This is a genomic window from Methylobacterium sp. 2A, assembly GCF_009806555.1.
GTDB lineage: Bacteria > Pseudomonadota > Alphaproteobacteria > Rhizobiales > Beijerinckiaceae > Methylobacterium.
In genome coordinates this window covers 388,034-413,566 of record NZ_VUOK01000021.1, presented here as the reverse complement: position 1 = coordinate 413,566, position 25,533 = coordinate 388,034, and the positions used below count along the sequence as shown (strand labels likewise).

The following is a 25,533-nucleotide window of genomic DNA, read 5'->3' as shown; positions in this document are numbered from 1 at the left end:
AGCAGTGGATTGTCAGGCCGCCTGGGCGCGCTGGGCGCGGGCGGCCTCCAGGGCGCGCACCCGCGGGATCACGTGCGTGCCGAAATACGCGACCTCTTCCTGGAAATGCAGGAAGCCCAGCAGCGCGAGATCCGCACCGGCATCCTTGAGATCCAGGATCCGCTCGGCGATCTGATCGGGCGTCCCGATCAGATTGCTGCGGAAGCCGTCGTTGTACTGGACCAGATCCTCGAAGGTGGATTTCGCCCAGTTGCCCTCGCCTTCGGGGGAGGCCTTGCCGGCGTTTTTCGCCTCGTCGCCGAAAGCCTTCACGGCATCGGCGTCGGCATGGTCGATGATCTCCTGAAGGACGGCGCGGGCCTCCTCCTCGGTATCGCGGGCGATCACGAAGGCGTTGACGCCGATGCGCGGGTTGTTGCCGCTCTGCGCCGCCTTGGTGCGGATATCGTCGACCTGGGCGCGGATATTTTCGGGCGTGTTGCCGTTGGTGAAGTACCAGTCCGACACCCGGGCCGCCATGTCGCGCGCTGCCCGGGACGAGCCGCCCTGGAAGATCTCGGGCAGCGGCTGGCCCGGCTTCGGCTTCAACGTGTAGTCGCTATAGCGATAGAAATCGCCGCGGAAGGTGAAGTTGTCCTGGGTCCAGATCCCCCGCAGGCTGCGGATGAACTCCTCCGAGCGGCGGTAGCGCTCATCGTGATCGAGCCAGGACTCGCCGATGGCCCGGAACTCGCCCGAGAACCAGCCCGACACGATATTCACGGCGATGCGATTCTCGGTGAGCTGCGCGATCGTGGCGACCTGCTTCGCAACGATCGTGGGATTCCAGGGGCCGGGAAGGATCGCGGCGATCACCTTGAGCCTCGTGGTGGCGGCCAGCAGGGCGTGGCTGAACGCCACCGATTCGTGCTGGTATTCGGCACCGTAGCCGGCCGTGAAGCGGATCTGCGTCAGCGCGTAGTCGAAGCCCGACTGCTCAGCGATCTGCGCAAGCTTCCGATTGTACTCAGCATCCCAGCTCGTCCGTTGCGGGATCTTGCTGATCACCAGGCCGCCCGAGACGTTGGGCACCCAATAGGCGAAGCGGATCGGCTCCCGCTCCGTTGTCGCGATATGATGGCTGGTCATGCGGCGCTCCCTGAACCGCGCGGCGCCCGGCGCCGCGTCCCTCCCGATGGATCGCCGCAAACTGAATACATGATCCAGATGGCGGCCAATCGCTCAAGACAAAGGGAAGTATTCCGCTAGGGAGGTCGAACGTCAAAGGAACGCGTTGCTTTTTTCGCCCCGTCCCAGATGAGGCTGTCCTTCGTACACGCCTCGGCAGAGCGGATCTTTACTGAGCTGTGTCGGGCGTGTCTGTCTCGTGCAGGCGGCGCCATGCGAACACGGAAAAGACCGCGATGAGGCAGGCGGCGAGGCCGAACCACGTGAACGCGTATTGCAGGTGGTTGTTGGGCAGATCGACCCGCAACTGACCGCCCCGGGGCCATGTGGTCTGGCCGGGGGTGGAATCGGCCTCGATCAGGTAGGGCGCGACCTCCGGGAGGCCGCGGGCCGCCGCGATGCCGGCGATGTCCCGGTTGAACCACTCGCCGCGTTTCGGGTCCGGCTCCGGAACGAACAGGCCGCGGGCCTCGCTGGCGCGCAGGATGCCGGTGACCGTGGTCGGACCCTCGATCAGGCCGTCCCGCCGATCGGACTGGGCCTTGCGTTCGGTGGGTACGAAGCCGCGGTTGATCAGCACCACGCCGCCGTCGTCGCGCACGAGGGGCGTCAGCACGTAATAGCCCTGCAGGGCGCGGCCCGGCGTCTCGCCAGGGGCGAGCCCGTGCACGAGGGTCTCCTTGTCGTTGAGGAAGCGGCCGGAAACGCGCACATGGCGGAACTCGTCCCGGGCGGGATCCCAATCCGCGGCCTTCGGCGGAGCGACCGGCTCCGCCTGGGTCTGCCGGACGATGCGGGCGATCAGATCCTCTTTCCAGGCCCTGCGCTCGATCTGCCAGGTTCCGAGGCCGAGCAGGATCGCCAGGGCGATCAGCGCGGCGAGTCCCGGCGCGACGAGATCGCGCCACGCAGCCCGGGCGGCGGCTCCAGTCACGATTTGAAGCGTCCCTGCTCGGCCTTGTTGCTGTACTGGAGCGCGATCAGCAGGCCCTTCAACGGCCGGACGAGGATCAGGCTCAGGCCGACCGACAAGGTCGTCGCCACGAGGGCGTGGACCCAGATCGGCGGCTCGTAGGTGATCTCAAGCCAGAGGGCGAGACCGACCACGACGAGGCCGACGATCGACATGACGAAGAAGGCGGGCCCGTCGGCCGAGTCGAAATGCGCATAGTCGAGGCCGCAGGCTTCGCAGGACGGGCGCAGGGCCAGGAAACCCTTGAACAGGTGGCCCTCGCCGCAGCGCGGGCAGCGGCCCCGCAGACCTGTCGGGATCGGGGGCGGCGGCGAGAAGGTGCGTTGGTCCACGGGGTCACTCCTGACCGATCCACGGCGCTCGCGACCGCGCCGCCTCTGGGTCGTCGGTCTCGATATGGGGATTCGCCGGTTCCGCACACGAAAAAGGGCGGCCGGAGCCGCCCTTCGCAGGCCCGCCATGCAGAGGCGGGATGGATCTCAGTGGGCGCCGCCGTGGAAGACGCCCGAGCCCCACACGTAGATCGCGGCGAACAGGAACAGCCACACGACATCGACGAAGTGCCAGTACCAGGCGGCGAACTCGAAGCCGAGATGCTGGCGCGGCGTGAACTGGCCCGCATAGGCGCGGAACAGGCACACGGCCAGGAAGATCGTGCCGATGATCACGTGGGCGCCGTGGAAGCCCGTCGCCATGAAGAAGGTCGACGAGTAGATGCTGCCCGCGAAGCCGAACTCGGCATGGCTGTACTCGTAGGCCTGGCAGGCGGTGAACAGCACGCCGAGGATGATCGTCAGCCACAGGCCGTATTTCAGGCCCTTGCGATCCCCTTCGAGCAGGGCATGGTGCGCCCAGGTCACCGTGGTCCCCGAAGTCAGCAGGATCAGGGTGTTGAGGAGCGGCAGGTGCCAGGGGTCGAAGGCCTCGATGCCCTTGGGCGGCCAGACGCCGCCGGTGAACTCCACGCGCGACACCTGGATCGGGTCGGCGGTGTAGAGGGCGGCCTCGAAATAGGCCCAGAACCACGCGACGAAGAACATCACCTCGGAGGCGATGAACATCATCATGCCGTAGCGATGATGGAGCTGGACGACGCGGGTGTGATCGCCGGAATTCGCCTCGTGGGCCACGTCCTTCCACCACGAGAACATCGTGTAGAGGACGCCGATCGCGCCGGCGCCGAAGATGTAGGGACCCGGCGTCAGCGTGCCGATCTGCAGGCTCTTCATCCAGAAGACGGCGCCGAAAGCCATCAGGAAGCCCGAGAAGGCGCCGATCAGCGGCCACGGACTCGGGTTCAGGATGTGAAAGTCGTGATTCTTGGCGTGCGCCTCGGCCATCGTCCCGTCGCTCCTCACCCGCCGCCCTGCGCCGTTTCCGGCGTCCGGCCCGACGCTGCTGGCTGTTTGCTCTTATCGTGGTTTGCTCTTGGCCGGACGCGGCACGGACCACGCCCAAGCTTGTCTGCACGTTTAGTCGCTGCGGGCCTGTTTTGTCACGCGCCTGCGATCAGAATCCCCGCTTCTGCCCAGACGGTGCCGTGTTGGCCACGGCACCCGTCACCGGCTCGCCGTTCCTGCTGGCGAAGTAGGTGTAGGACAGCGTCATCTCGGAGAGATGCGCGGTGTTCGAATCGTCGCGCACCGCCGGGTCGACATAGAAGACCACCGGCACGTCGAGGGTCTCGCCCGGCTGGAGCGTCTGCGCGTTGAAGCAGAAGCACGCGATCTTCACGAAGTAGCCGCCCATCAGGCCGGGCTGGACGTTGAAAGTGGCGACCCCCGTCGAGGGCTTCGATCCGGTGTTCTGCACCCGGAAGAAGACCGTCTTGGTCTCGCCGAGCTTGGCCTCGACGCTGTTCGTCTCGGGGGCGAACTTCCAGGGCAGGCCCGGCGCGACGTTGGTGTCGAAATGGACCACCATGCCGTCGTCGGCCCGGGCCGCGGAGGCTGCAAGCGCCGGTCCCTGGCGGGGCGTGCCGTCATAGCCGGTCGCCTTGCAGAAGGCGTCGTAGAGCGGGACCGACGCGAAGGCGAGGCCGACCATGCCGACCGCGAGCCCGGCGCAGGCCAGCGCGGTGCGGTTTGCCCCGCGGCCCGGATTTGGTTGCGCAGAGGCCATGGCGGGTCTCCTCAGAGCGGCCGGGCGAGGATCTGCGGCCCGAGCTTGACGATCGTCAACACGAAGAACAGCAGGACCCAGGCCCCGAGCGCCAGGGCGATCGCCACAGAACGCTTCCGGCGCCGTTTCTCTTCCTCGGGGGTGAGCGGCCGATACTGGATCTCGGGCTCCGGCATGGCGCTCAGCCCAGGACCGGCCGGAACAGGCCGAAGCTCTGCTCGGCCAGCAGCGCCGAGAACAGCGCGAACAGGTACAGGATCGAGAAGCCGAACATGCCGAGCGCCGCGCGCCGCTCGGCCTCGCCCTCGCGGTTGCGCAGGACGCGGATGCTGAACGCCACCATGCCGAGGCCGCCGACGGTGCCGATCACCGCGTAGAGCATTCCGCCGAAGCCGAGCGCGACCGGCGCCAGCCCGAGCGGGGCCAGGAACAGCGAGTACCAGACGATCTGGCGGCGGGTGGAGGCGGGGCCGGCGACGTTCGGCATCATCGGGATGCCGGCGCGGGCGTATTCGTCCGCCTTGATCAGCGCCAGCGCCCAGAAATGCGGCGGGGTCCAGATGAAGATGATGGCGAACAGGATCAGCGACTCGATTCCGACCGAGCCGGTCACGACCGCCTGACCGATGACCGGGGGCAGGGCGCCGGCGGCGCCGCCGATCACGATGTTCTGGGCGGTCGCCCGCTTCAGCCACATCGAATAGACCACCGCGTAGAACACGATGGTGAAGGCGAGCAGCGCCGCGGCCAGGAGGTTGGCGGCGAGCCCCAGAACCAGCACGGACGCCACCGAGAGGAACAGGCCGAAGCCGAGGGCCTCCTCGGAGGTGATCCGACCCGACGGGATCGGCCGCGTCGCCGTGCGGGTCATCACGGCGTCGATATCGGCATCCCACCACATGTTGAGGCAGCCCGAGGCGCCGGCACCCACCGCGATGGCCAGCAGCGAGATCGCGCCGATCGCCGGCTGCACATGGCCCTGCGACACCACCATGCCGACCAGGGCGGTGAAGATCACGAGGACCATCACCCGCGGCTTCAGCAGCGCGAAATAATCCGGTACGTCCCCGCCGGCCGCCGAGCGGGCGGGGGCCGGGCCGTCCCGTCCGATGCTGTTCGTCAGGCTCGTCATCGCGTCTGCCGCTGCTGTGCCGGCGCCCGGCCACGCGCGTCACGGCCGAGTCAGGGTTCGAATTCGATTTGTTCCAAGGCTTGGCGTGGGCGAGGCCCGGGAATGGTCCCCCGGCCCGTGCGGATCGCCCTCAACGCTCGCCCTTGCCGGGAGGTCGGATCGCCGGCCTCCGGGGAAGGGCGAGGGCCGCGGATGCGGCCCTCGCGGTGTTCTATCAGTGTGCGCCCGGCTCGTCGACGATGCGGGGCAGCGTCTCGAACTGGTGGAAGGGCGGCGGGGAGGGGAGCGTCCATTCGAGGGTGGTGGCGCCTTCGCCCCAGGGATTGTCCGCGGCCCGCTCCTTCGAGCGGAAGGCCAGGACCACGCCGATGACGAACACGAACATGCCGAGCCCGAAGATGTGGCCGCCATAGGTCGAGACCTTGTGCCAGCCCGCGAAGGCGTCCGGATAGTCGGCGTAGCGGCGCGGCATCCCGGCGAGCCCGAGGAAGTGCATCGGGAAGAACAGGATGTTGGCGCCGATGAAGGCCAGCCAGAAGTGCAGCTTGCCGGCCCATTCGGGGATGATGCGGCCGGTCATCTTCGGGAACCAGTAGTAGACACCGGCGAAGATGATGAACACCGCGCCGAGCGACAGCACGTAGTGGAAGTGCGCGACCACGTAGTAGGTGTCGTGCAGGTACTTGTCGACCGCCGAGTTGGCGAGCACGACGCCGGTCACGCCGCCGACCGTGAACAGGAAGATGAAGCCCACCGCCCAGTGCATCGCGGCGGTGAAGCGGATGGAGCCGCCCCACATCGTGGCGATCCACGAGAAGATCTTCACGCCGGTCGGCACCGCGATCACCATCGTGGCGAACACGAAGTAGGATTGCGTCTGCAGCGACAGGCCGACCGTGTACATGTGGTGTGCCCACACGACGAAGCCGACGACGCCGATCGCCACCATGGCGTAGGCCATCGCGAGGTAGCCGAAGACGGGCTTGCGCGAGAACGTGGCGATGATGTGCGACACGATGCCGAAGGCCGGCAGGATCATGATGTAGACTTCGGGGTGACCGAAGAACCAGAACAGGTGCTGGTACAGGATCGGATCGCCGCCGCCGGCCGGGTCGAAGAAGGTCGTGCCGAAGTTGCGGTCGGTGAGCAGCATCGTGATGGCGCCCGCCAGGACCGGCAGCGAGAGCAGCAGCAGGAAGGCGGTGACCAGCTCGGCCCAGGCGAAGAGCGGCATCTTGTGCAGCGTCATGCCCGGGGCGCGCATGTTCAGGATGGTCGTGATGAAGTTGATCGCGCCGAGGATCGAGCCCGCGCCGGAGAGGTGCAGGGCGAAGATCGCGAAGTCGACGGCCGGGCCGGGATGGCCGGCGGTCGAGAGCGGCGGGTAGACGGTCCAGCCGGTGCCGGCGCCGGACGCGCCGGGCGCGCCCTCGACGAACAGCGAGCAGAGGAGCGAGCAGAAGCCCGCCACCGTCAGCCAGAACGAGATGTTGTTCATGCGCGGGAACGCCATGTCGGGCGCGCCGATCATGAGGGGCACGAACCAGTTGCCGAAGCCGCCGATCAGCGCCGGCATCACCATGAAGAACACCATGATGAGGCCGTGGCCCGTGACGAACACGTTGTAGGTCGCAGGATTCGAGAAATACTGCAGGCCGGGCTCCTCCATCTCCATCCGGATGCCGAAGGAGAGGAACGCGCCGATCATGCCGGCGCAGAAGGCGAAGAGCAGGTAGAGCGTGCCGATGTCCTTGTGGTTCGTCGACAGGAACCAGCGGGCGAAGAACGACGGCTTGTGGTCGTGGACCTCGTGGGCCTCGGCATGGGCTGCGGCTGTAGCCATGGATTCGGGTGCCTTGTGAATCGGATGGGTGCGGTTCGGTCAGCCGGGGCTCAGCGCGCCTCGGCGAAGCTCGTGCCGGTGTCGATGCGGGCGTATTTGGTCTTCGCCTCCTTCAGCCAGTCGGCATAGGCCTGCTCGCTGACCACGCGGACCACGATCGGCATGTAGGCGTGGCGCTGGCCGCACAGCTCGGAGCACTGGCCGTGGAACGTGCCCTCCTTCTCGGCCTTGAACCACATCTGGTTCAGGCGGCCCGGAACGGCATCGATCTTGAAGCCGAAGGACGGCATGGCCCAGGAATGCAGCACATCCGCGGCGGTGACCTGGATCTTCACGATCTTGCCGACCGGGACCACCATCTCGTTGTCGGTCTGGAGCAGGCGCGGCTGCTTGTCCTCGTCGATGTTGGCGTCGAAGGCGAAGCCGCCGCCGGCCTCGGTCTGCGGATACTCGTAGGACCAGTACCACGCGTGGCCGATGACCTTGACGATCATATCGGCCTTCGGGTCCGAGAGCTGCGTGCGCAGCAGGCGGAAGGAGGGGATCGCCACGGCGACCAGGATCAGCACCGGAACGATCGTCCAGGCGACCTCGATGGCGGTGTTGTGGGTGGTGCGCGACGGGGTGGGGTTGCGCTTCTCGCCGAAGCGGAAGACGCACCACAGGATCAGCCCCAGCACGAAGACCGAGATGGCCAGAGACAGCCAATGGAGGCCCGTCTCGAAGCTCAGGATGTCCCGGGCGTTCTCGGTGACCGGAATCTGTCGGCTCATCTCCCAGGGCGCAGGCTGGCCGAAGCCGGCGGCCTGGGCGTGGACTGTCGGGAAGAGCAGGGCGCCGAGAGCGGCGAGGCTCCAGAGTGACCGGTTGATCGTCCGCACCGTCCGCATCTGCCTCTCGTGGCTCCCCTGGCTGTTGGCTCCCGTCGGACCGGCCGATCCCTGAGAACGGCGAGATTGTACCGACGTGACGGAGTACCGGTTGTGTCACCCGGCATTATCCGACCGGGGCTTCAGACCACAAGCACCGCCAAGGCGCAACCGCACAAGCGTCGCATCGCGCGCTTTCCGGCGGTTTGTGCGCGGCTCACCTCAGTCTTGCGTGGGTTTGCCGCCGAAGCATTGCCTCATGCGCCGCGATCGATACCTAGGGGCCACGCCATCGGAGGTCTGAATGTCGACGGACACCGGGACTCACCCCACTGATCTGCCGCCCTGCTCGCTGAGCGCCCCGATGCAGGTCGTGGCTTATACGGGCGATGCGATGCGGCCTGGCGACCGGGCGCTCGCGGTCGAGACCCCGATCAACCTCGTCTATGGCAGTGTGCCGCACGCGGTCATGATGGCGACGCCCGCCGACCTCGAGGATTTCGCCTACGGCTTCAGTCTCACCGAAGGGATCGTCGAGGGGGCGGGGGAGATCCGCGAAACGCGGGTCGAGGTTGGTCCGGACGGGGTGCGGCTCCATGTCGAGCTGGCCCCGGGACGGCTGCGCGAGCACCTCGCCCGCAAGCGCGCGATCAGCGGGCGCACCGGATGCGGCGTCTGCGGCATCGAGGATCTCGCGGAATTGCCGCGGGCGGAGATGCGCGCCGTCACGGATCTCCGGCTCCCGCTGCCGGCGATTGCCCGGGCCCTCGCGAGCCTCGACGCCGCGCAGCGGCTCGGGACCGAGACACGGGCGGTCCATGCCGCCGCCTGGGCGGCGCTCGACGGGGAACTCCTGGCCGTGCGGGAGGATGTCGGGCGCCACAATGCCCTCGACAAGCTGATCGGCGCCCTGATCCGGTCCGGGACTCCGGCCGATCAGGGGTTCCTCGTGATCACCAGCCGCTGCTCGTTCGAGATGGTCGAGAAGGCGGCGCGTCTCGGCGCCGCCGTCATCGTGGCGATCTCCGCGCCGACCTCCCTGGCTCTGGACCGCGCCCGGGCGCACGGAATCACGCTCTGCGCCATCGCGCGGGCCGACTCGGTCACGGTGTTCACGGGGGCGGAGCGGCTCGTGGCGGCGGGATGATGCAAGACGGTCAAGCCAGACGCTGGAGACCCCGCGCCTCGCGACGGTTCCGTCATCCGCCCCGAAGCACCGAAGCCCTATTGCGCCGCCGCCGGCTCCTTCTCAGAGGGGCCCGGCACGATGGTGGCGCCGCCGATCACTCGCACCGGCTTTCTGTCGGCTGGCGGATCCTTCCACTCCTTGGCGGCGGGCTTGGCTGCATCCGCCATGGCGTGGGCGTCCGGCTTGGCTGTCTCTTCCGGACGTGAGGCTGGGTTTGCGGGCGGCGCCTTCTCGATGGCCGCCGACTTGGTCTCGGGCGCCGTGTCGACCTTCGGTTCGACCTTGGCTGCATCCGTGGGAGTGATTTTCGGGGCCGGCGCCTCGGGGGAGATCCGGTGCGCTGCGCGCGACTCGGGATTGCGTGACGGTACGGCGCGCACAACCTTCCGCGGCTTGGCGCTTCGGCCGACGCTGTCAGGATTGATGCCGTCAGGGTTGGTCTGGGGTAGCGCGGCCGTACCGGCCGGATGGCGGTCGAGCCGAGGGGCTGGCGCCGCCTCCCCCGGGAGGGGCCGAAGGACGCGCCGGGGTCCGGTATCCTCCTCGGTCCAGCCGAATCCGGGGGCGGGACGCTCCAGCCGCGCGTAGGTGTCGGGCGCGCCGAGACGCTGGCGACCGATGATCCCACCGGATCCCGGATCGACGAACAGGCGCATCGGCATGCCCGCGGGGCTTACGGCCTCGACCACGTAGACGCGGCCGTTGAAGCGCGGGCGGCTCAGGCCGGTGAAGCCCTGGTCGGCCAGGCGCCACGCCACGACGCGCGGGGGCACGACCTCTTCCTCGAAGACGAATTGCGCGCTGGCGCCGCGGCAGAGGCCCAGCAGCGCGCCGCCGGACAGGAGCGCGGCGCAGAGGGCCCGTGTCGTCGTGATTCGAAGGCGCGCGGCCGTCCTGCTCGTGATCATCACTCTGGTGCGTTCCCGTTGGAGACCCGGCAGAGTATCCGGTCCCGGCATGGTCCGGGCCGGTGGAACCCGGACCTCGACCATGCCGGCAGGGTCGTTGCCCCGCATGCCGCTTGTGCTCGGCCCCCCGGGTAGAGCGTCCGATTCGGGCGAGATTGCGGAGGCTGGACGGGACAGTCCGACAGGCGACCCACGGCTCGTTCCAGCGCTCGTGTCCGTGCCCGGCTCAAGGCTCACCGGCGGTCACTTGCTGAAAGCATTTCAATCTGGCAATTTCGCGACTTAGGACAGCACAACTGTCCCATCGGCCGTGCACCGGCCGTCGCCGTCTCGCGCGCGGGCGAGGTTTTCGGCAGACGGATACGGGCGCGCCAGCGCGCCGCTCATCGAGCGGTCCGGGTCCTCGATGAACGCAAGCCGATGGACGTGTCCCCTCGGACCGGCCGGATGGCCTGCGACATGAGGTCGGGATGGCTGGCGCCGACGGCTCACGGGCACGAAACATGCTCGCAAGGTCATGAGCGGGGCGCTCATGAACGGACGGTGTCGAGGGAAGGACGAATCGAAGCATGTCACAGCGCAGACCCGCCGACGCGTTTGCCGCTTCCACGCTCCAGGCTGCCGCTCCCCGTGGCGGTGCGACGCCGCTCCTCGTCCGTGATCCGGCGCTGCCGAAACAGCAGGGGGCCTATGATCCGGCCCGGGAGCGGGATGCCTGCGGCGTCGGCTTCATCGCCGACATGCACGACCGTCGCACCCATGCCATCGTCCAGCAGGGTCTGAAGATCCTCGAGAACCTCGATCACCGGGGCGCCGTCGGTGCCGACCCGAAGATGGGTGACGGCTGCGGCATCCTCACGCAGATCCCGCACGGCTTCTTCGCCGAGGAATGCTCGCGCCTGGGTTTCGAGCTGCCGCCGGCCGGTTCCTACGCGATCGGCCAGCTGTTCATACCCAAGGCCGAGGAGCCGGGGGCGATCATCCAGGAGATCGTCGAATCGGCGCTCGCCGCCGAGGGTCTGCCGCTGCTCGGCTGGCGCGACGTCCCGGTCGACTCGGAGGACCTGGGCGAGGCCGTGAAGGCGACCGAGCCGCGCCACCGGCAGGTCTTCATCGGCCGGCCGGCCTCGGTGACCGACCAGGACACGTTCGAGCGCCGGGTCTACGTCGCCCGCAAGGTGATCTCCAACAAGGTCTACGCCCTCGACGACCCGCGGGTGAAGGAATTCTACCCGGTCTCCGTGTCGAGCCGGACCATCGTCTACAAGGGCATGGTGCTGGTCACGCAGCTCGGGAACTACTTCCTCGACCTAAAGGACGAGCGCTTCGTCTCGGCGATCGCCCTCGTTCACCAGCGCTTCGCCACCAACACCTTCCCGACCTGGCGCCTGTCGCACCCGTACCGGATGGTCGCGCATAACGGCGAGATCAACACGCTGCGCGGCAACGTCAACTGGATGGCGGCCCGTCAGGCGAGCGTCGATTCCGACCTGTTCGGCAACGACATCTCGAAGCTGTGGCCGATCTCCTACGAGGGGCAGTCGGACACCGCCTGCTTCGACAACGCCCTCGAATTCCTCGTCCAGGGCGGCTATCCGCTCGCCCACGCGATGATGATGCTCATCCCGGAGGCCTGGGCCGGCAACCCGCTGATGAGCGAGGAGCGGCGCGCCTTCTACGAGTATCACGCCGCCCTGATGGAGCCGTGGGACGGGCCGGCCGCCGTGGCCTTCACGGACGGCCGCCAGATCGGCGCGACCCTCGACCGCAACGGCCTGCGTCCGGCCCGCTACATCGTCACCGATGACGGGCTCGTGGTCCTCGCCTCCGAGATGGGCACGCTGCCGATCCCGGACGAGAAGATCGTCCAATCCTGGCGGCTCCAGCCGGGCCGGATGCTGCTGATCGACCTGCAGAAGGGCCGCATCGTCTCCGACGAGGAGATCAAGGGCGAGCTCGCCGCGGCGCACCCCTATGCCGACTGGGTGAAGAACACCCAGATCGTGCTGGAGGATCTGCGCCCGGTTCAGCCACGCGAGGCCCGCGGCGATGTCAGCCTGCTCGATCGCCAGCAGGCCTTCGGCTACACGCAGGAAGACCTCAAGCTGCTGATGCAGCCTATGGCCGTCACCGGTCAGGAGGCGGTCGGCTCGATGGGCACGGATACGCCGCTCTCGGCCCTCTCCGAGAAGTCGAAGCTGCTCTACACCTACTTCAAGCAGAACTTCGCGCAGGTGACGAACCCGCCGATCGACCCGATCCGCGAGGAGGCCGTGATGAGCCTCGTCTCGTTCATCGGGCCGCGGCCGAACCTGCTCGACATGGAGGGCGCGTCCCGGCGCAAGCGCCTGGAGGTCCGGCAGCCGATCCTGACCAACGCCGACCTGGAGAAGATCCGCTCGATCGGCCATTTCGAGGACCGGTTCGACACCAAGACCCTCGACATGACCTACCCGGCCGAGATGGGCGCGGCGGCCATGGACGGGGCACTCGACCGCCTGTGCGACCGCGCCGAGGCGGCGGTGCGCGGCGGCTACAACATCATCGTTCTCACCGACCGGGCGGTCGGGCCGGACCGGATTCCGATCCCGGCTCTGCTCGCCACGGCCTCCGTCCACAATTACCTGATCCGTAAGGGCCTGCGGACCTCGGTCGGCCTCGTGGTCGAATCGGGCGAGCCGCGCGAGGTGCATCACTTCGCGTGTCTGGCGGGCTACGGCGCGGAGGCGGTGAACCCGTATCTCGCCTTCGAGACCCTGCTCGCCATGAAGGACGAGTTCCCGCCGGACCTCACCGACGACGAGATCATCTACCGCTACATCAAGGCGATCGATAAGGGCCTGTTGAAGGTGATGTCCAAGATGGGCATCTCCACCTACCAGTCCTATTGCGGCGCCCAGATCTTCGACGCGGTCGGCCTGAACTCGACCTTCGTGGGTCGCGATTTCTTCGGCACGGCGACGACCATCGAGGGTGTCGGCATGGCCGAGATCGCCGAGGAGACGGTCCGCCGTCACCGCGACGCCTTCGGCGACGCGCCGGTCTACCGGAACGCGCTCGATGTCGGCGGCGAGTACGCCTATCGGCTCCGCGGCGAGACCCACACCTGGACGCCCGACACGGTGGCGACGCTGCAGCACGCGGTGCGCCTCAACGTGCCCGAGCGCTACCGGGAATACGCGCAGCTGGTGAACCGTCAGGAGAACCAGCTCAAGACCCTGCGCGGCCTGTTCCGGATCAAGTCGGCGGCCGAGATCGGCCGCGCGCCGGTGCCGCTGGAATCGGTCGAGCCCGCCTCCGAGATCGTCAAGCGCTTCGCCACGGGCGCGATGTCGTACGGCTCCATCTCCAAGGAGGCGCACGAGACGCTCGCCATCGCGCTGAACTCGTTCGGCGGCCGCTCGAATTCGGGTGAGGGCGGTGAGGAAGTCGAGCGGTTCAAGCCCCTGCCGGACGGGCGCTCGCGCCGGTCCTCGATCAAGCAGGTCGCCTCCGGCCGGTTCGGCGTCACGACGGAATACCTCGTCAATTCCGACATGATGCAGATCAAGGTCGCGCAGGGCGCCAAGCCGGGCGAGGGCGGCCAGCTGCCCGGCCACAAGGTCGATGCCAAGATCGCCAAGGTCCGCTACGCCACCCCGGGCGTCGGCCTGATCTCGCCGCCGCCGCACCACGACATCTACTCGATCGAGGATCTGGCCCAGCTGATCTTCGACCTGAAGAACGTGAACCCGTCGGCGGACGTGTCGGTGAAGCTCGTCTCGGAGGTCGGCGTCGGCACCGTGGCGGCCGGCGTCGCCAAGGCGCGGGCCGATCACATCACGATCTCGGGCTATGACGGCGGCACCGGTGCGGCGCCGCTGACCTCGCTCAAGCACGCGGGCGGACCCTGGGAGACCGGGCTCGCCGAGACGCAGCAGACGCTGGTGCTCAACAACCTGCGCGGCCGCGTCGCCCTGCAGGCCGATGGCGGCATCCGCACGGGCCGGGACGTGATCATCGCGGCTCTGCTCGGCGCCGACCAGATGGGCTTCTCCACCGCCCCGCTGATCGCGGCCGGCTGCATCATGATGCGCAAGTGCCACCTGAACACCTGCCCGGTCGGCGTCGCCACCCAGGATCCGGTGCTGCGCAAGCGCTTCAAGGGCACGCCCGAGCACGTGGTGAACTACTTCTTCTTCGTGGCCGAGGAGGTCCGGGAGATCCTGGCCTCGCTCGGCTTCACGAAGCTGGAGGAGGCGGTCGGCCGTTCCGACGTGCTCGACAAGGTCGAGGCCATCGCCCACTGGAAGGCGCGCGGGCTCGACTTCACCAAGCTGTTCCACCGGCCGAAGGTGGCCGAGGGCACGGCGATCCGCCACGTCGACGTGCAGCACCACCCGATCGACACGGTCCTCGACCGGCGCCTGATCGAGAAGGCGCAGCACGCCATCGAGACCGGCGCGCCGGTGGTGATCACCGACACGATCCGGAACTCGGACCGGGCCGCGGGCGCGATGCTCTCCGGCGCGGTGGCGAAGGCGCACGGCCATGAAGGCCTGCCCGACGACACGATCGTGGTGAAGCTCGCCGGCACCGCGGGTCAGAGCTTCGGCGCCTGGGCGGCGGCGGGCGTGACGCTCGAACTCACCGGCCACGGCAACGACTATGTCGGCAAGGGCCTGTCGGGCGGCAAGCTGATCATCCGGCCGAGCGAGGCGCTGAAGTCGCCCCCTGACCGGACCATCATGGTCGGCAACACCGTGCTGTACGGAGCGATCGCGGGCGAGTGCTACATCCGCGGCGCCGCGGGCGAGCGCTTCGCGGTGCGCAATTCGGGCGCCATCACGGTGGTCGAGGGCATGGGCGACCATGGCTGCGAGTACATGACCGGCGGCGTGGTCGTGTCGATCGGCGAGACCGGGCGCAACTTCGCGGCCGGCATGTCGGGCGGCATCGCCTACGTGCTGGACGAGGACGGGTCGTTCTCGGCGCGCTGCAACCTGTCGATGGTCGATCTGGAGCCGGTCGAGGAGGAGGACGACCTGATGCGCCGCTTCCACCAGGACGGCGACCTGGAGACCAAGGGGCGGGTCGACATCCTGGCCGACATGTCGGGGCACGACGAGGAGCGGCTGACGCAGCTCATCACCAACCATCTGAAATACACGGGCAGCCCGCGCGCCAAGGCGATCCTCGACGATTGGAGCGGCTTCCGCACCAAGTTCGTGAAGGTGATGCCGGTGGAGTACCGCCGGGCCCTGCGCGAGATGGAGATGGCGCGGATGCCGGTGGCCGCGGAGTAGGGGAGACGGATGGACGGGCAGGTGGCACGGGTTCGCCTCGTCAAGACCGAGACCGAGACCGGGCAGCGCCTCGACATCCCCCCGGGCTTCGTGCTCGGCGGCGAGGAGGCGCTGCTGCGGCAGGACCGGGCGCGGCTCGTCCTCGAACCGGTCTGCCGTCCGTCCCTCCTGTCGGTCCTCGATGGCCTGGCCGATCTCGATGAGACGTGGCCAGACATCGCGGATCCAGTGCCGGAGGATGTCCGGCTCTGAATGCGCTACCTGCTCGACACCAACATCCTTTCGGCGCTGATCCGGTCGCCGCGGGGATCGGTGGCGGAGCGGATCCGGGAGATCGGCGAGGCGGGCATTTATACGAGCGCCATCGTTGCGGCCGAACTCCGCTACGGTGCGCTTCGAAAGGGATCCGAGCGGCTGTCGCGGCAGATCGAGGCGGTGCTGGACACCATCCCGATCACACCCTGGCAGCCGCCGCATGACAGCATCGACGCAAAGCTGCGTCTCGGGCTCGAGCAGGCCGGGACGCCGGTCGGGGCCAACGACCTGCTCATCGCAACGCAGGCGCTCGCCGATGCGAGCGTCCTGGTAACCGACAACACGAGGGAGTTCGCGCGGATCAGCGGGCTAACGATCGAGAACTGGCTGCGGTCCTAACCGTGCGGTTCTCCTTGATACGGCAAAGCCATCCGGCGAGAGACATAGCGGCGCGATTGGACTGATCGATGGGCAAGATCACAGGCTTCCTCGAATTCGACCGGCAGGAGCAGAAGTACCAGCTCGCCGCCGACCGGGTCCGGCACTTTCGGGAATTCACGCTGCCGCTCGACGAGCACGACCTGACGAAACAGGCCGCGCGCTGCATGGATTGCGGCATCCCGTTCTGCCATGGGCCGACCGGCTGCCCGGTCCACAACCAGATTCCGGACTGGAACGACCTCGTCTTCCAGTCGGATTGGGAGGAGGCCTCGCGCAATCTCCACTCCACGAACAATTTTCCCGAGTTCACCGGCCGCATCTGCCCCGCGCCCTGCGAGGAAGCCTGCACGCTGAATCTCGAGAACCAGCCGGTCGCCATCAAGACGATCGAGCAGGCGATCGCCGATCGGGCCTGGAACATGGGCTGGGTGAAGCCGGAGCCGGCCCAGACCCGCACCGGCAAGCGCGTCGCGATCGTGGGTTCCGGCCCCGCTGGCATGGCGGCGGCCCAGCAGCTCGCCCGGGTGGGTCACGACGTCCACGTGTTCGAGCGCGAGCCGAAGGCCGGCGGTCTGCTGCGCTACGGCATCCCCGACTTCAAGATGGAGAAGCGCCACATCGACCGGCGCGTGCGCCAGATGGAGGCCGAGGGCGTGGTCTTCCACTACAACCAGAACATCGGCGTAACGAAGTCGGTGGACGAACTGAAGGCCGAGTTCGATGCGGTCATGTTCTGCGGCGGCGCCGAGGATCCGCGCAACCCGCAGCTGCCGGGACAGGACCTCGACGGCGTCCACTACGCAATGCCCTACCTCGTCCAGTCCAATCGGCGGGTGAGCGCCGAGCCGATGCGCGGCAACGGCGAGCAGCCGATCCTGGCCTCCGGCAAGAACGTCGTGGTCATCGGCGGCGGCGACACGGCCTCCGACTGCGTCGGCACCGCCTTCCGGCAGGGCGCCCTGTCGGTGACGCAGCTCGATATTCGCCCGCGGCCGCCGGAGCGCGAGGACAAGCTGACCGTGTGGCCCTACTGGCCGACCAAGATGCGCACTTCCTCCAGCCAGGCTGAGGGCGCCGAGCGCGAGTTCCAGGCCGCGACGCTTCGGCTCGAAGGCAACAAGAAAGGGCAGCTCACGGGCGTCGTCTGCGCCCGGGTGGACGCCAAGCGCCAGCCGATCCCCGGCACCGAGTTCGTGCTGCCGGCCGATCTCGTATTCATGGCGATCGGCTTCGCGGGGTCGGTCCAGAAGGGCCTTCTGGAGCAATCCGGGATCGGCGTGAGCAAGCGCGGCAACGTCGAAGCGAACGATGAGGATTACCGCACCTCCGACGCGAAGATCTGGGCGGCCGGCGACATGCGCCGGGGTCAATCGCTCGTCGTATGGGCGATCCGCGAAGGTCGGCAGGCGGCCCGGGCCATCGACGAGACGCTGATGGGCGCGAGCGTCCTGCCGCGATAGGTGCACGCTACGACGAAGCCTCCCGGCGTCAGCCGGGGGGCCATCGGAAATCGTCGGCCCGCCCGGGCTGCGGCATCGGCGCGTTCCCGCGCAGCAGCGTCCGCTCCACGGTCCCGAAACTGTCCGCCTCGCGCGGGCGACCATTCAGCAAGGCTCCGCCGGGCGAAACTTCCGTCCGGCTCAGCGGCACGACCGGTCCGGCCGCGGGCTTTACGGGCAGTGCCGGGACGCCGGGGGGCTCGGGCAGGCTCGGCAGCATGGCGGTGATCTGCCGGTCGATCGCCGCCGTATCGGTGGGCTGCCCGGTGCCGTCGAGGCTCGGGGCCGCGGCCGCGGGCGCGCCGCTCGGGGTCACGGCGGCGGACGGCTGATCGGCCTGCGCCGGTGCGGTGCCCATCAGGCGCTTCAGCTCGACATCGGCGAAATGCGCGAGCTTCCGATCGCCGGCTTTCGTGAAATGGACGCCGTCGGCGGTGCGGAGCTTCGCGATCTGTCCTTCCGGATCCGGTCCCGAGGCGGCGTAGCGGTCCCGGTCGTCGACAAAGCCCGGCCAGATGTCGACATAGGTCGCGCCGGCCTTGGTCACGCTGTCGCGCACGATGTCGTTGATCGAGGCGAGGTCGCGGCTCAAGGATTCGCTCTGCATCGGCGGCAGCCCGACCCAGACCAGCGGCAGCTTCCGGTCGGTGAACACCTTCACGAGGGCATCGACCCGCGCCCGGTACAGGCTACGCCAGCGATCGGTCAGAGGCTCGACCGTCTCCTCGCCATCGCGGATCGGCTGCCGGTCGTTGGCGCCCAGCATGACCAGGGCGTAGCGGACCTTCGGGTTCGCCTGCAGGTAATCCTGCGCCACCTTCGGCCAGTCGACCACGTCCTTGCGCACGAGCCCGCTGTCGCCCTTGGCGCGGTCGATCACGGCGACGTCGGCATTGTCCTCGAACACGTCGTCGAGGCCCTTGGCGAGGTGATCTGCGAGCGAATCGCCGAACACCGCGATCTGCACGTGCGGCTCGGTCTTGGCGATTGCGGGTTTCGGCGGTGTCGGAGCCCGGGCGGGACGCACCCGGCGCTTGATCGCCGGTGCGGGGCGCTGCGTTTCGGCGGGGCCGTAACTGCGGGGACGCGGCGCCCGATAGGTCCGCTCCGGCGGGGGGGCGACGGGTTGCGGGCGGTCCTCCCAGGGCCAGTAGAACTGGCGCGGCGCTTCTTGCGGCGGCGCGTAGCGGGGCTGCCGCCCGTAGGTTCCGTCATCCCGGTAATACGCGTCCCGGGAGCGGCGCCGCGGCGGAGCCTCGTAGTAGCTGCCGTTGCCGGGCTGCTGATAGCCGTCGCCCCATTGGGCGAAGGCCGGCGCAGCACCGAACAGCGGAAGGCCCACAAGCCACAGCGCGGCAACCAACCCCAAGTGCCCGGGCCGTCTTGAGCCGCGCCGACCAGCGACTTTCATGCGCATCCCGCACTCTTCACGTCGAACGGAGCCGTCCGAAACGAGCCCACTATAGGGCGAAGTCGTTTCCGGGTCTAAACGCGCGCACCGCATCAGGGTCGGGGCGCCGTCTGGCCCACGACATGGGCGAGGAGCGTGGCGGTGGCGTAGCCGTCGGCCGGCAGGCCCGCGCGAATCTGATAGCGTCGCACCGCCTCGCGCAGTTTGGGCCCGGCGCGGCCATCCGTCGGCCCGTCGTAGAGGCCGGCCGACGCGAGCCCCACCTGAAGCTTCCGAAGGCCCGGCCCGTCGAGGCCCGGCGCCGCCGGCCAGGGAGCGGCCAGCGGCGGCCCGCCCCCCAGCCTGTCGGCGAGATGACCGACGGCCAGCGCGTAGGAATCCGAGGTGTTGTAGCCCCGGATCACCTCGAAATTGTCGGTGATCAGGAAGGCCGGCGCCCCGAGCCCGCCGGGCAGGAACAGGCTGGCGCGCCCCCGCGACGGCAGCGGACCGCCATCCGCCCGCCGGACGCCCCGCGCGGTGAAATCCGCCAGATCGCCCGCGTAGCGCGCCAGATCGAAACCCTCCGGCAGGCGCACCTCGTAACCCCAGGACAGGGCCGGATCCCAGCCGAGATCCTTGAGATAGGCCGCGATCGAGGCCAGCGAATCCGGCGCGCTGGCCCAGATGTCGCGATGGCCGTCCCCGTCGAAATCGACGGCCTGCGCCAGATAGGTGGAGGGCAGGAACTGGACCTGCCCCATCGCCCCCGCCCAGCTTCCGCTCATCCGGTCCGGCGTGACATCGCCCCGCTGCAGGATGGTCAGGGCCGCGAGCAGCTCGTCCCGGAACAGGGTGCCGCGATGACCTGCGGCTGCGAGGGTCGCCAGGGCGCGGATGGTCGGGACATCGCCGGCGCTGGCGCCGAAATCGGATTCGACGCCCCAGATGGCCAGCACCACGGGGCCTGGCACGCCGTATCGGCCCTCGATCGCCTGGAGCGTCGTAACCAGCGTGGCGGCGCGCGCACGGCCTCGGGCGATCCGTCCGCCGGAGACCGCCCCGACCAGATAATCCCAGACCGGCCGGACGAACTCGCTCTGGCGGTGTGTCCGCGCCAGGACGGCGGAATCCGGCGCCACGATCCCGCGGAAGGCGGCCTCGAAGGTCTGAGGCGTCACGCCCCGGGCAGCCGCGTCGGGGCGCAGGGCTTCGACGAAGGCCAGGAACGCGCTGTCGGCGCGCGCGCGCTCCTTCGCATGTGCTGCGCCCGAAAAGCACAGACCGGCCGCAAGCAAGGCCCGCCGCGACAGCACCCCGGTCAGATCCGGTTGCGCTTGGTCAGGTGATCCTCCCAGGCGAGCGCCTGACCCACGATCGCGTCGAGATCGTCGTGGCGCGGCTGCCAGCCCAGCCGCTCCCGGATGAGCCCCGCCTCGGCCACGATCTGGGCCGGGTCGCCGGGGCGCCGCGGGCAGAGCCGCACCGGGAAGTCGCGGCCGGAGATCCGCTTCACCACCTCGATGACGTCGAGCACCGAGTAGCCGCGCCCATAGCCGCAATTCAGCGTCAGGCTCTCGCCGCCCTTCCGCAGGTGATCGAGCGCGACCCGGTGGGCCTCGGCGAGGTCCGAGACCTGGATGTAGTCGCGCAGGCACGAGCCGTCCGGCGTCGGGTAGTCGGTGCCGTAGACGTCGAGGCGCTCGCGCCGGCCGAGCGCTGCCTGCGTGGCGACCTTGATCAGGTGGGTGGCGTTCGGCGTCGACTGGCCGGAGCGGCCCTCGGGATCGGCGCCCGCGACGTTGAAGTAGCGCAGGATCACGTAGGTGAAGTCGTGGGCCGCCGCCGCATCGGCGATCATCCACTCGCTCATGAGCTTGGAGCGGCCGTAGGGGTTGATCGGCTTCAGCGGCAGATCCTCGGGGACCGGCACCACCTCCGGCTCGCCGTAGACGGCCGCCGTCGAGGAGAAGATCACGTGCCGCACGCCGGCCCGGACCGCACCCTCGATCAGCGCGCGGGTCTTCACCGTGTTGGCGAGGTAGTAGCCGAGCGGGTCCGACACGGATTCGGGGACGACGATCTTGGCCGCGAAATGGGCCAGCGCGTCGATCCGGTGCTGCAGGATCGTCTGCGTGACGAGGGCTTGGTCGGCCACGTCGCCGACCACGAGCTTGACGCCCTCCGGCACGGCCCAGTCGAAGCCTGTCGAGAGATCGTCGAGGACGATGACCTCCTCGTGGCCGGCATCGAGCAGCGCCAGAACCATGTGGCTGCCGATATATCCGGCACCGCCCGTCACAAGGACCGCCATGTCATCTCCCTAGATGCCGCCGCCATTAGGGCCGGAGACGATTGCATTGCAACCGCGCGCCGCTCTAAACCTTTGTTGTGGTGCGCTCTCTTGCGCCGGACCGGTGTCCACTTCCGCCGGGCACGCAATAAGCCGTCTTACGTGGTTGCAGACGCTATATTTACGGGACACGGCCTCTTACTATCCACATCCGGCTCTTGCGACGCCTCACATGAATCTGTCTCAGTGCGGCGCCCGTCCGGAATGCGGGTCCCGTTCCGACATGAAGCGCGTCGAGCCAGTCGCTTGAATCGTTGCTCACATCTTTTCATTCAGTCCTTGGGGTTACCGATCGATGAAACCGATCCGCAAGGCCGTCCTGCCCGTCGCGGGCCTGGGCACGCGCTTCCTGCCAGCGACCAAGGCGGTCCCGAAGGAAATGCTCACGGTCGTCGATCGGCCTGTGGTCCAGCACGTCGTCGACGAGGCCCGGGAGGCCGGAATCGAGCATTTCGTGTTCGTGACCGGACGCGGCAAGGCGGTCATCGAGGACCATTTCGACATCGCGTATGAACTCGATCGCACGCTGCAGGAGCGGGGCAAGACGGCCGCCTTCGAGGAACTGAAGAAGGACCTTCCGAAGGCCGGGCAGACGAGCTTCACCCGCCAGCAGGCGCCCCTCGGGCTCGGCCACGCGGTCTGGTGCGCCCGCGAGATCATCGGGGACGAGCCCTTCGCGGTGCTGCTCCCGGACATGCTGAGCCGGGGCTGCATGCAGCAGATGCTGGCGACCTACGAGCGCCACGGCGGCAACATCATCGCGGTCGAGGAAGTGCCGCCCGAAGAGACCCACCAATACGGGATCGTCAGCGTCGGCGAGACCTACGGGCAATCGTTCCGGATCACCGGCATGGTGGAGAAGCCCAAGCAGGGCACCGCGCCGTCGAACTTCATCATCTCCGGTCGCTACATCCTGCAGCCGGAAATCTTCGGGATTCTCGAGCACGGCAAGAAGGGTGCGGGCGGCGAGATCCAGCTCACCGATGCCATGATCGACCTGATGGCAACCCAGGATTTCTTCGGCATGCACTACGAGGGCCGGACCTACGACACCGGATCCAAGCTCGGCTTCCTCGTGGCGAACCTCGCCTATGCCCTGGAGCGGAAGGACCTTGCCGACCCGCTGAGGGCGGAGATCGCCAAGCTCCTGAAGGAACACGGCTGATCAGGGCCGCCGGGCGCGAGGCAGGTATGCGCCAGATGCGGTGCGATCGGCGATTTAGCCCTTGCGTTTTGTGCGCCGCACTTTATTTTGTGCATTGCGAGATCGCGATGGCGTCGCGGTCTCGCTGCCCTTCTTGGGCGTTTCCTCCCTAGACTTCGGGCCGCTCCTTCGGGAGTGGCCTTTTTTCTATGTCGGGAGCGGAGAGCCCCGAGAGGCGGGCTATTCGGCGGCCATGCGGCGCGGCGCCAGGTCACCGAGGTCGGATGCGGCGGCGACGATGATGGCGCGGAGCGCATCGACGAGCCCGGGAAAGCCGGCATGCGTCGCGAGGCTGCTCTCGTTCATGTAGAGCGCGCGATTGACCTCGATCTGCAACGCGTGGCGTCCCAGGTTCGGCTCGCCGTAATGCTCCGTGATGAAGCCGCCCGCATAGGGCTTGTTGCGCACGACGCGAAAGCCCCTGGCTCGGAACGCGGCCTCGAACGCGTCGATGAGCGCGGGCGCGCAGGCGGTCCCGAACCGGTCCCCGAGGACGACATCAGCCTTGATCTCCGCGTCGCGTCCCAGACTCGACGACGGCATCGAATGGCAGTCGATCAGCACGCAGTGCCCGTGAAGCTTGGCCGTTCGCTGGATCAAGCTCCGCAGCATCCGGTGATACGGCTTGTAGAGCCCCTCGATCCGCGCGGTCGCCTCCTCGACCGGCAGCCGCCGGGCGTAGATCTCCTGGCCATCGGCCACGACGCGCGGAACCGTCCCGAGCCCCCCGGCCACCCGCATCGAGCGGGTATTGGCGAACGGCGGGAGCCGCCCGTCGAACATGCGCGGGTCGAGTTCGAACGGCTCGCGATTCACATCCAGGAACGCGCGCGGAAAGTTCGCCCGCAGCAGCGGCGCGCCGAGTTCGACCACGGGCGCGAACAGGCGTTCGACATAGGCATCCTCGGACCGGCGCAGGGCCAGGGCATCGAGGCGCGACGCGGCGATGAAATGCGGGGGGTAGACGGCCCCGGAATGACCGGTATTGAAGACGAAGGGCAGGGTATGCGCCGCGGGTTCGTCCACTGCATAGGGCGGGGCGAATCCGAAGGCGTCTGGCTTGACCGATTCGGGAGCGCTCATCGATGCGTCGACAACCCGGCGGAGGAAGAAGCACGGCAGATCTGCACTGTGGTGTGCGTTCGCCTGCCTGTCCACTCCGTCCCATCGGGTGATCGTGCCATCGGCGACACACGACGCATGCGGTGCGACAGCGATCCTAACACCTTGTTTACCATCCCGTCCCTTTATGGGATCAACACCACGACGCGAAGGCTCGGATCCGGCCGATGAAAATCCTGCTGGCGGAAGACGACAACGACATGCGCCGGTTTCTGGCCAAGGCGCTCCAGAACGCGGGCTATGATGTCCTGTCCTTCGACAACGGCCTCTCGGCGTATAACCGCCTGCGCGAGGAGCCGTTCGAGCTGCTGTTGACCGATATCGTGATGCCCGAGATGGACGGTATCGAGCTGGCGCGCCGCGCCACCGAACTCGACCCCGATATCAAGGTCATGTTCATCACCGGCTTCGCGGCCGTGGCGCTGAACCCCGACTCCAAGGCGCCGAAGGACGCGAAGGTCCTGTCGAAGCCGTTCCACCTGCGCGATCTCGTGAACGAGGTCGAGAAGCTGCTCGCTGCCTGACGGCGACCGGCCCGGCGCTGATGCCGGTCGCGTGGCGTTGAGCCTGTGGCCACGCGGACATAGGCAATGTGCCCTGCGCGCACCTATATGACGGGTGGTCACGCGCGGGACATCGAAGGCCATGCAGCCGGTTACCATCTACACCACGGCGTGGTGCCCCTACTGCTCGGCGGCCAAGAGCCTGCTGAAGGAGAAGGGCGTTCCCTTCCAGGAGATCGACGTCGAGCGGGTGCAGGGCGCCCGCGCCACCATGGTCGGGAAGGCGGGCGGCCGCACGAGCGTGCCGCAGATCTTCGTGGGCGGCACGCATGTCGGCGGCTGCGACGACCTCTACGCCCTCGACCGGGCCGGCAAGCTCGATCCCCTCCTGAGTGACAAAGCCGATGCCTGAGGCCCGCTTCACGGCTGCCTGCGTGCAGATGCGCTCCGGTCGCGATCCGGGCGCCAATCGCGACGCGGCCGTGGCGGGGGTGCGCGAGGCGGCGTCGCGGGGCGCGGCCTATGTCCAGACGCCGGAAATGACGTCCCTGGTCGAGCGCGACCGGCAGCGCCTGTTCGCGCATGTCACGAGCGAGGAGCGCGATCCCACGCTCGCAGCGCTGCGCGACGTCGCGCGGGAGACCGGGACAATCGTGCAGGTGGGCTCCATCGCGGTGCGCGCAGGCGACAAGATCGCCAACCGGGCCTACCTGATCGATGCCGCGGGAGCGATCGTCGCCGCTTACGACAAGCTGCACCTGTTCGACGTCGATCTGCCGAGTGGCGAGCGCTGGCGCGAATCGGCGACCTATACCGGCGGCGCCTGCGCGATCGTCGCTCAGACGCCCCTGGCCACGATCGGCCTGACGATCTGCTACGACATCCGCTTTCCCGGCCTCTATCGCGCCTTGGCGGAAGCGGGGGCCGATGTGCTGACCGCACCGGCCTGCTTCACCCGCCAGACGGGCGCTGCGCATTGGCACGTCCTCCAGCGGGCCCGGGCGATCGAGACCGGCGCCTTCGTGATCTCGGCGGCGCAGGGCGGTGTTCACGAGGATGGACGCGAGACCTTCGGCCATTCCATCATCGTCGATCCCTGGGGGCGCGTGCTCGCCGATGCGGGCGGCGACGAGCCCGGAATCATCCTGGCGGAGATCGACCTCGCCCAGGTCGCCGACGCCCGGGCGCGGATCCCGTCGCTGAAGCACGGACGTGCCTTTACCGTCGAGCGTGTCGGCCTTCAGGTCGAGCCGGCGCAGTAGACACCGATAGCAGAACA

The 25,533-nt window shown here is 68.2% G+C and carries 23 protein-coding genes; 9 read left to right on the top strand and 14 right to left on the bottom strand.

Going from position 1 to position 25,533, the window contains the following annotated elements:
- Positions 1-12 precede the first annotated feature (12 nt).
- From sfnG to coxB, 9 genes are all read right to left on the bottom strand, one after another.
- Positions 13-1,128, bottom strand: coding sequence for a dimethylsulfone monooxygenase SfnG (gene sfnG, locus FVE89_RS12945; protein ID WP_160534342.1), 1,116 nt, complete (start codon positions 1,126-1,128; stop codon positions 13-15).
- Positions 1,129-1,336: 208 nt separating this feature from the next.
- Positions 1,337-2,101 (bottom strand): SURF1 family protein, encoded by a 765-nt coding sequence (locus FVE89_RS12940; RefSeq protein ID WP_342389861.1) that lies wholly within the window; start codon positions 2,099-2,101, stop codon positions 1,337-1,339.
- On the bottom strand, positions 2,098-2,472 hold the full coding sequence (locus FVE89_RS12935; protein ID WP_342389862.1) for a DUF983 domain-containing protein: 375 nt from the start codon (positions 2,470-2,472) through the stop codon (positions 2,098-2,100). Before FVE89_RS12935 ends, FVE89_RS12940 begins: the two co-directional genes overlap by 4 nt.
- 147 nt (positions 2,473-2,619) lie before the next feature.
- Positions 2,620-3,480 (bottom strand): cytochrome c oxidase subunit 3, encoded by an 861-nt coding sequence (locus FVE89_RS12930; protein WP_160534341.1) that lies wholly within the window; start codon positions 3,478-3,480, stop codon positions 2,620-2,622.
- A gap of 169 nt (positions 3,481-3,649) precedes the next feature.
- Positions 3,650-4,261: a cytochrome c oxidase assembly protein gene (locus FVE89_RS12925; protein WP_160534340.1), complete on the bottom strand. Its 612-nt coding sequence runs from the start codon at positions 4,259-4,261 to the stop codon at positions 3,650-3,652.
- Between the two features lie 11 nt (positions 4,262-4,272).
- Positions 4,273-4,437, bottom strand: a complete 165-nt coding sequence (locus tag FVE89_RS30525) for a hypothetical protein (RefSeq protein WP_202130747.1) — start codon at positions 4,435-4,437, stop codon at positions 4,273-4,275.
- Positions 4,438-4,442: 5 nt separating this feature from the next.
- The gene (locus FVE89_RS12920) at positions 4,443-5,393 is read right to left on the bottom strand and encodes a heme o synthase (protein ID WP_160534339.1); all 951 of its coding nucleotides are present in this window, start codon (positions 5,391-5,393) and stop codon (positions 4,443-4,445) included.
- Between the two features lie 214 nt (positions 5,394-5,607).
- Positions 5,608-7,236 carry a cytochrome c oxidase subunit I gene (gene ctaD / locus FVE89_RS12915; RefSeq protein ID WP_160534338.1) on the bottom strand — a complete coding sequence of 543 codons (1,629 nt, stop codon included), beginning with the start codon at positions 7,234-7,236 and terminating at the stop codon, positions 5,608-5,610.
- Between the two features lie 50 nt (positions 7,237-7,286).
- Entirely contained in the window at positions 7,287-8,126 is an 840-nt protein-coding gene (gene coxB, locus FVE89_RS12910; protein WP_160534337.1) for a cytochrome c oxidase subunit II, read from the bottom strand.
- A 343-nt stretch (positions 8,127-8,469) separates the two neighbouring features.
- On the opposite strand from coxB, the gene fdhD reads away from it, so the two are divergent.
- A complete protein-coding gene (gene fdhD, locus FVE89_RS12905; protein WP_246730703.1) occupies positions 8,470-9,252 on the top strand; it encodes a formate dehydrogenase accessory sulfurtransferase FdhD in 783 nt (260 codons plus the stop codon).
- Between the two features lie 77 nt (positions 9,253-9,329).
- Here fdhD and FVE89_RS12900 read toward each other — a convergent pair whose 3' ends face one another.
- A complete protein-coding gene (locus tag FVE89_RS12900; protein WP_160534335.1) occupies positions 9,330-10,202 on the bottom strand; it encodes a hypothetical protein in 873 nt (290 codons plus the stop codon).
- A gap of 569 nt (positions 10,203-10,771) precedes the next feature.
- Here FVE89_RS12900 and gltB point away from each other — a divergent pair.
- The 4 genes from gltB (at position 10,772) to FVE89_RS12880 (ending at position 17,643) form a co-directional block, all read left to right on the top strand.
- Complete coding sequence (gene gltB / locus FVE89_RS12895) at positions 10,772-15,487, top strand: glutamate synthase large subunit (protein ID WP_160534334.1); 4,716 nt, start codon at positions 10,772-10,774, stop codon at positions 15,485-15,487.
- Between the two features lie 21 nt (positions 15,488-15,508).
- A complete protein-coding gene (locus FVE89_RS12890; protein WP_246730660.1) occupies positions 15,509-15,739 on the top strand; it encodes an AbrB/MazE/SpoVT family DNA-binding domain-containing protein in 231 nt (76 codons plus the stop codon).
- Complete coding sequence (locus FVE89_RS12885) at positions 15,740-16,141, top strand: type II toxin-antitoxin system VapC family toxin (RefSeq protein WP_160534332.1); 402 nt, start codon at positions 15,740-15,742, stop codon at positions 16,139-16,141.
- A 68-nt stretch (positions 16,142-16,209) separates the two neighbouring features.
- Complete coding sequence (locus tag FVE89_RS12880; RefSeq protein ID WP_160534331.1) at positions 16,210-17,643, top strand: glutamate synthase subunit beta; 1,434 nt, start codon at positions 16,210-16,212, stop codon at positions 17,641-17,643.
- Positions 17,644-17,671: 28 nt separating this feature from the next.
- Here FVE89_RS12880 and FVE89_RS12875 read toward each other — a convergent pair whose 3' ends face one another.
- The 3 genes from FVE89_RS12875 to galE form a co-directional block, all read right to left on the bottom strand.
- On the bottom strand, positions 17,672-19,099 hold the full coding sequence (locus FVE89_RS12875) for an SGNH family hydrolase (RefSeq protein ID WP_160534330.1): 1,428 nt from the start codon (positions 19,097-19,099) through the stop codon (positions 17,672-17,674).
- 86 nt (positions 19,100-19,185) lie between these two features.
- The gene (locus FVE89_RS12870; RefSeq protein ID WP_342389863.1) at positions 19,186-20,388 is read right to left on the bottom strand and encodes a lytic murein transglycosylase; all 1,203 of its coding nucleotides are present in this window, start codon (positions 20,386-20,388) and stop codon (positions 19,186-19,188) included.
- 5 nt (positions 20,389-20,393) lie between these two features.
- A complete protein-coding gene (gene galE, locus FVE89_RS12865; RefSeq protein WP_160534329.1) occupies positions 20,394-21,386 on the bottom strand; it encodes a UDP-glucose 4-epimerase GalE in 993 nt (330 codons plus the stop codon).
- A gap of 334 nt (positions 21,387-21,720) precedes the next feature.
- Between galE and galU the strand changes: the two genes are divergently transcribed.
- Positions 21,721-22,590 (top strand): UTP--glucose-1-phosphate uridylyltransferase GalU, encoded by an 870-nt coding sequence (gene galU / locus FVE89_RS12860; protein WP_160534328.1) that lies wholly within the window; start codon positions 21,721-21,723, stop codon positions 22,588-22,590.
- A gap of 219 nt (positions 22,591-22,809) precedes the next feature.
- Here galU and FVE89_RS12855 read toward each other — a convergent pair whose 3' ends face one another.
- Positions 22,810-23,712 (bottom strand): N-formylglutamate amidohydrolase, encoded by a 903-nt coding sequence (locus FVE89_RS12855; protein WP_160534327.1) that lies wholly within the window; start codon positions 23,710-23,712, stop codon positions 22,810-22,812.
- 206 nt (positions 23,713-23,918) lie between these two features.
- On the opposite strand from FVE89_RS12855, the gene FVE89_RS12850 reads away from it, so the two are divergent.
- The 3 genes from FVE89_RS12850 (at position 23,919) to FVE89_RS12840 (ending at position 25,516) form a co-directional block, all read left to right on the top strand.
- On the top strand, positions 23,919-24,275 hold the full coding sequence (locus tag FVE89_RS12850; protein ID WP_003603128.1) for a response regulator: 357 nt from the start codon (positions 23,919-23,921) through the stop codon (positions 24,273-24,275).
- Between the two features lie 121 nt (positions 24,276-24,396).
- The gene (grxC, locus tag FVE89_RS12845) at positions 24,397-24,666 is read left to right on the top strand and encodes a glutaredoxin 3 (RefSeq protein ID WP_160534326.1); all 270 of its coding nucleotides are present in this window, start codon (positions 24,397-24,399) and stop codon (positions 24,664-24,666) included.
- Positions 24,659-25,516 carry a carbon-nitrogen hydrolase family protein gene (locus FVE89_RS12840; RefSeq protein WP_160534325.1) on the top strand — a complete coding sequence of 286 codons (858 nt, stop codon included), beginning with the start codon at positions 24,659-24,661 and terminating at the stop codon, positions 25,514-25,516. Before grxC ends, FVE89_RS12840 begins: the two co-directional genes overlap by 8 nt.
- Positions 25,517-25,533 lie beyond the last annotated feature (17 nt).

Coding starts and splice junctions, on each gene's coding strand:
- sfnG (WP_160534342.1), bottom strand. CDS start 1,128: ATGACCAGCCATCATATCGCGACAACGGAGCGGGAGCCGATCCGCTTC.
- FVE89_RS12930 (WP_160534341.1), bottom strand. CDS start 3,480: ATGGCCGAGGCGCACGCCAAGAATCACGACTTTCACATCCTGAACCCG.
- FVE89_RS12925 (WP_160534340.1), bottom strand. CDS start 4,261: ATGGCCTCTGCGCAACCAAATCCGGGCCGCGGGGCAAACCGCACCGCG.
- FVE89_RS30525 (WP_202130747.1), bottom strand. CDS start 4,437: ATGCCGGAGCCCGAGATCCAGTATCGGCCGCTCACCCCCGAGGAAGAG.
- FVE89_RS12920 (WP_160534339.1), bottom strand. CDS start 5,393: ATGACGAGCCTGACGAACAGCATCGGACGGGACGGCCCGGCCCCCGCC.
- ctaD (WP_160534338.1), bottom strand. CDS start 7,236: ATGGCTACAGCCGCAGCCCATGCCGAGGCCCACGAGGTCCACGACCAC.
- coxB (WP_160534337.1), bottom strand. CDS start 8,126: ATGCGGACGGTGCGGACGATCAACCGGTCACTCTGGAGCCTCGCCGCT.
- fdhD (WP_246730703.1), top strand. CDS start 8,470: ATGCAGGTCGTGGCTTATACGGGCGATGCGATGCGGCCTGGCGACCGG.
- FVE89_RS12900 (WP_160534335.1), bottom strand. CDS start 10,202: ATGATCACGAGCAGGACGGCCGCGCGCCTTCGAATCACGACGACACGG.
- gltB (WP_160534334.1), top strand. CDS start 10,772: ATGTCACAGCGCAGACCCGCCGACGCGTTTGCCGCTTCCACGCTCCAG.
- FVE89_RS12885 (WP_160534332.1), top strand. CDS start 15,740: ATGCGCTACCTGCTCGACACCAACATCCTTTCGGCGCTGATCCGGTCG.
- FVE89_RS12880 (WP_160534331.1), top strand. CDS start 16,210: ATGGGCAAGATCACAGGCTTCCTCGAATTCGACCGGCAGGAGCAGAAG.
- FVE89_RS12875 (WP_160534330.1), bottom strand. CDS start 19,099: ATGCGCATGAAAGTCGCTGGTCGGCGCGGCTCAAGACGGCCCGGGCAC.
- galE (WP_160534329.1), bottom strand. CDS start 21,386: ATGGCGGTCCTTGTGACGGGCGGTGCCGGATATATCGGCAGCCACATG.
- galU (WP_160534328.1), top strand. CDS start 21,721: ATGAAACCGATCCGCAAGGCCGTCCTGCCCGTCGCGGGCCTGGGCACG.
- FVE89_RS12855 (WP_160534327.1), bottom strand. CDS start 23,712: ATGAGCGCTCCCGAATCGGTCAAGCCAGACGCCTTCGGATTCGCCCCG.
- FVE89_RS12850 (WP_003603128.1), top strand. CDS start 23,919: ATGAAAATCCTGCTGGCGGAAGACGACAACGACATGCGCCGGTTTCTG.
- grxC (WP_160534326.1), top strand. CDS start 24,397: ATGCAGCCGGTTACCATCTACACCACGGCGTGGTGCCCCTACTGCTCG.
- FVE89_RS12840 (WP_160534325.1), top strand. CDS start 24,659: ATGCCTGAGGCCCGCTTCACGGCTGCCTGCGTGCAGATGCGCTCCGGT.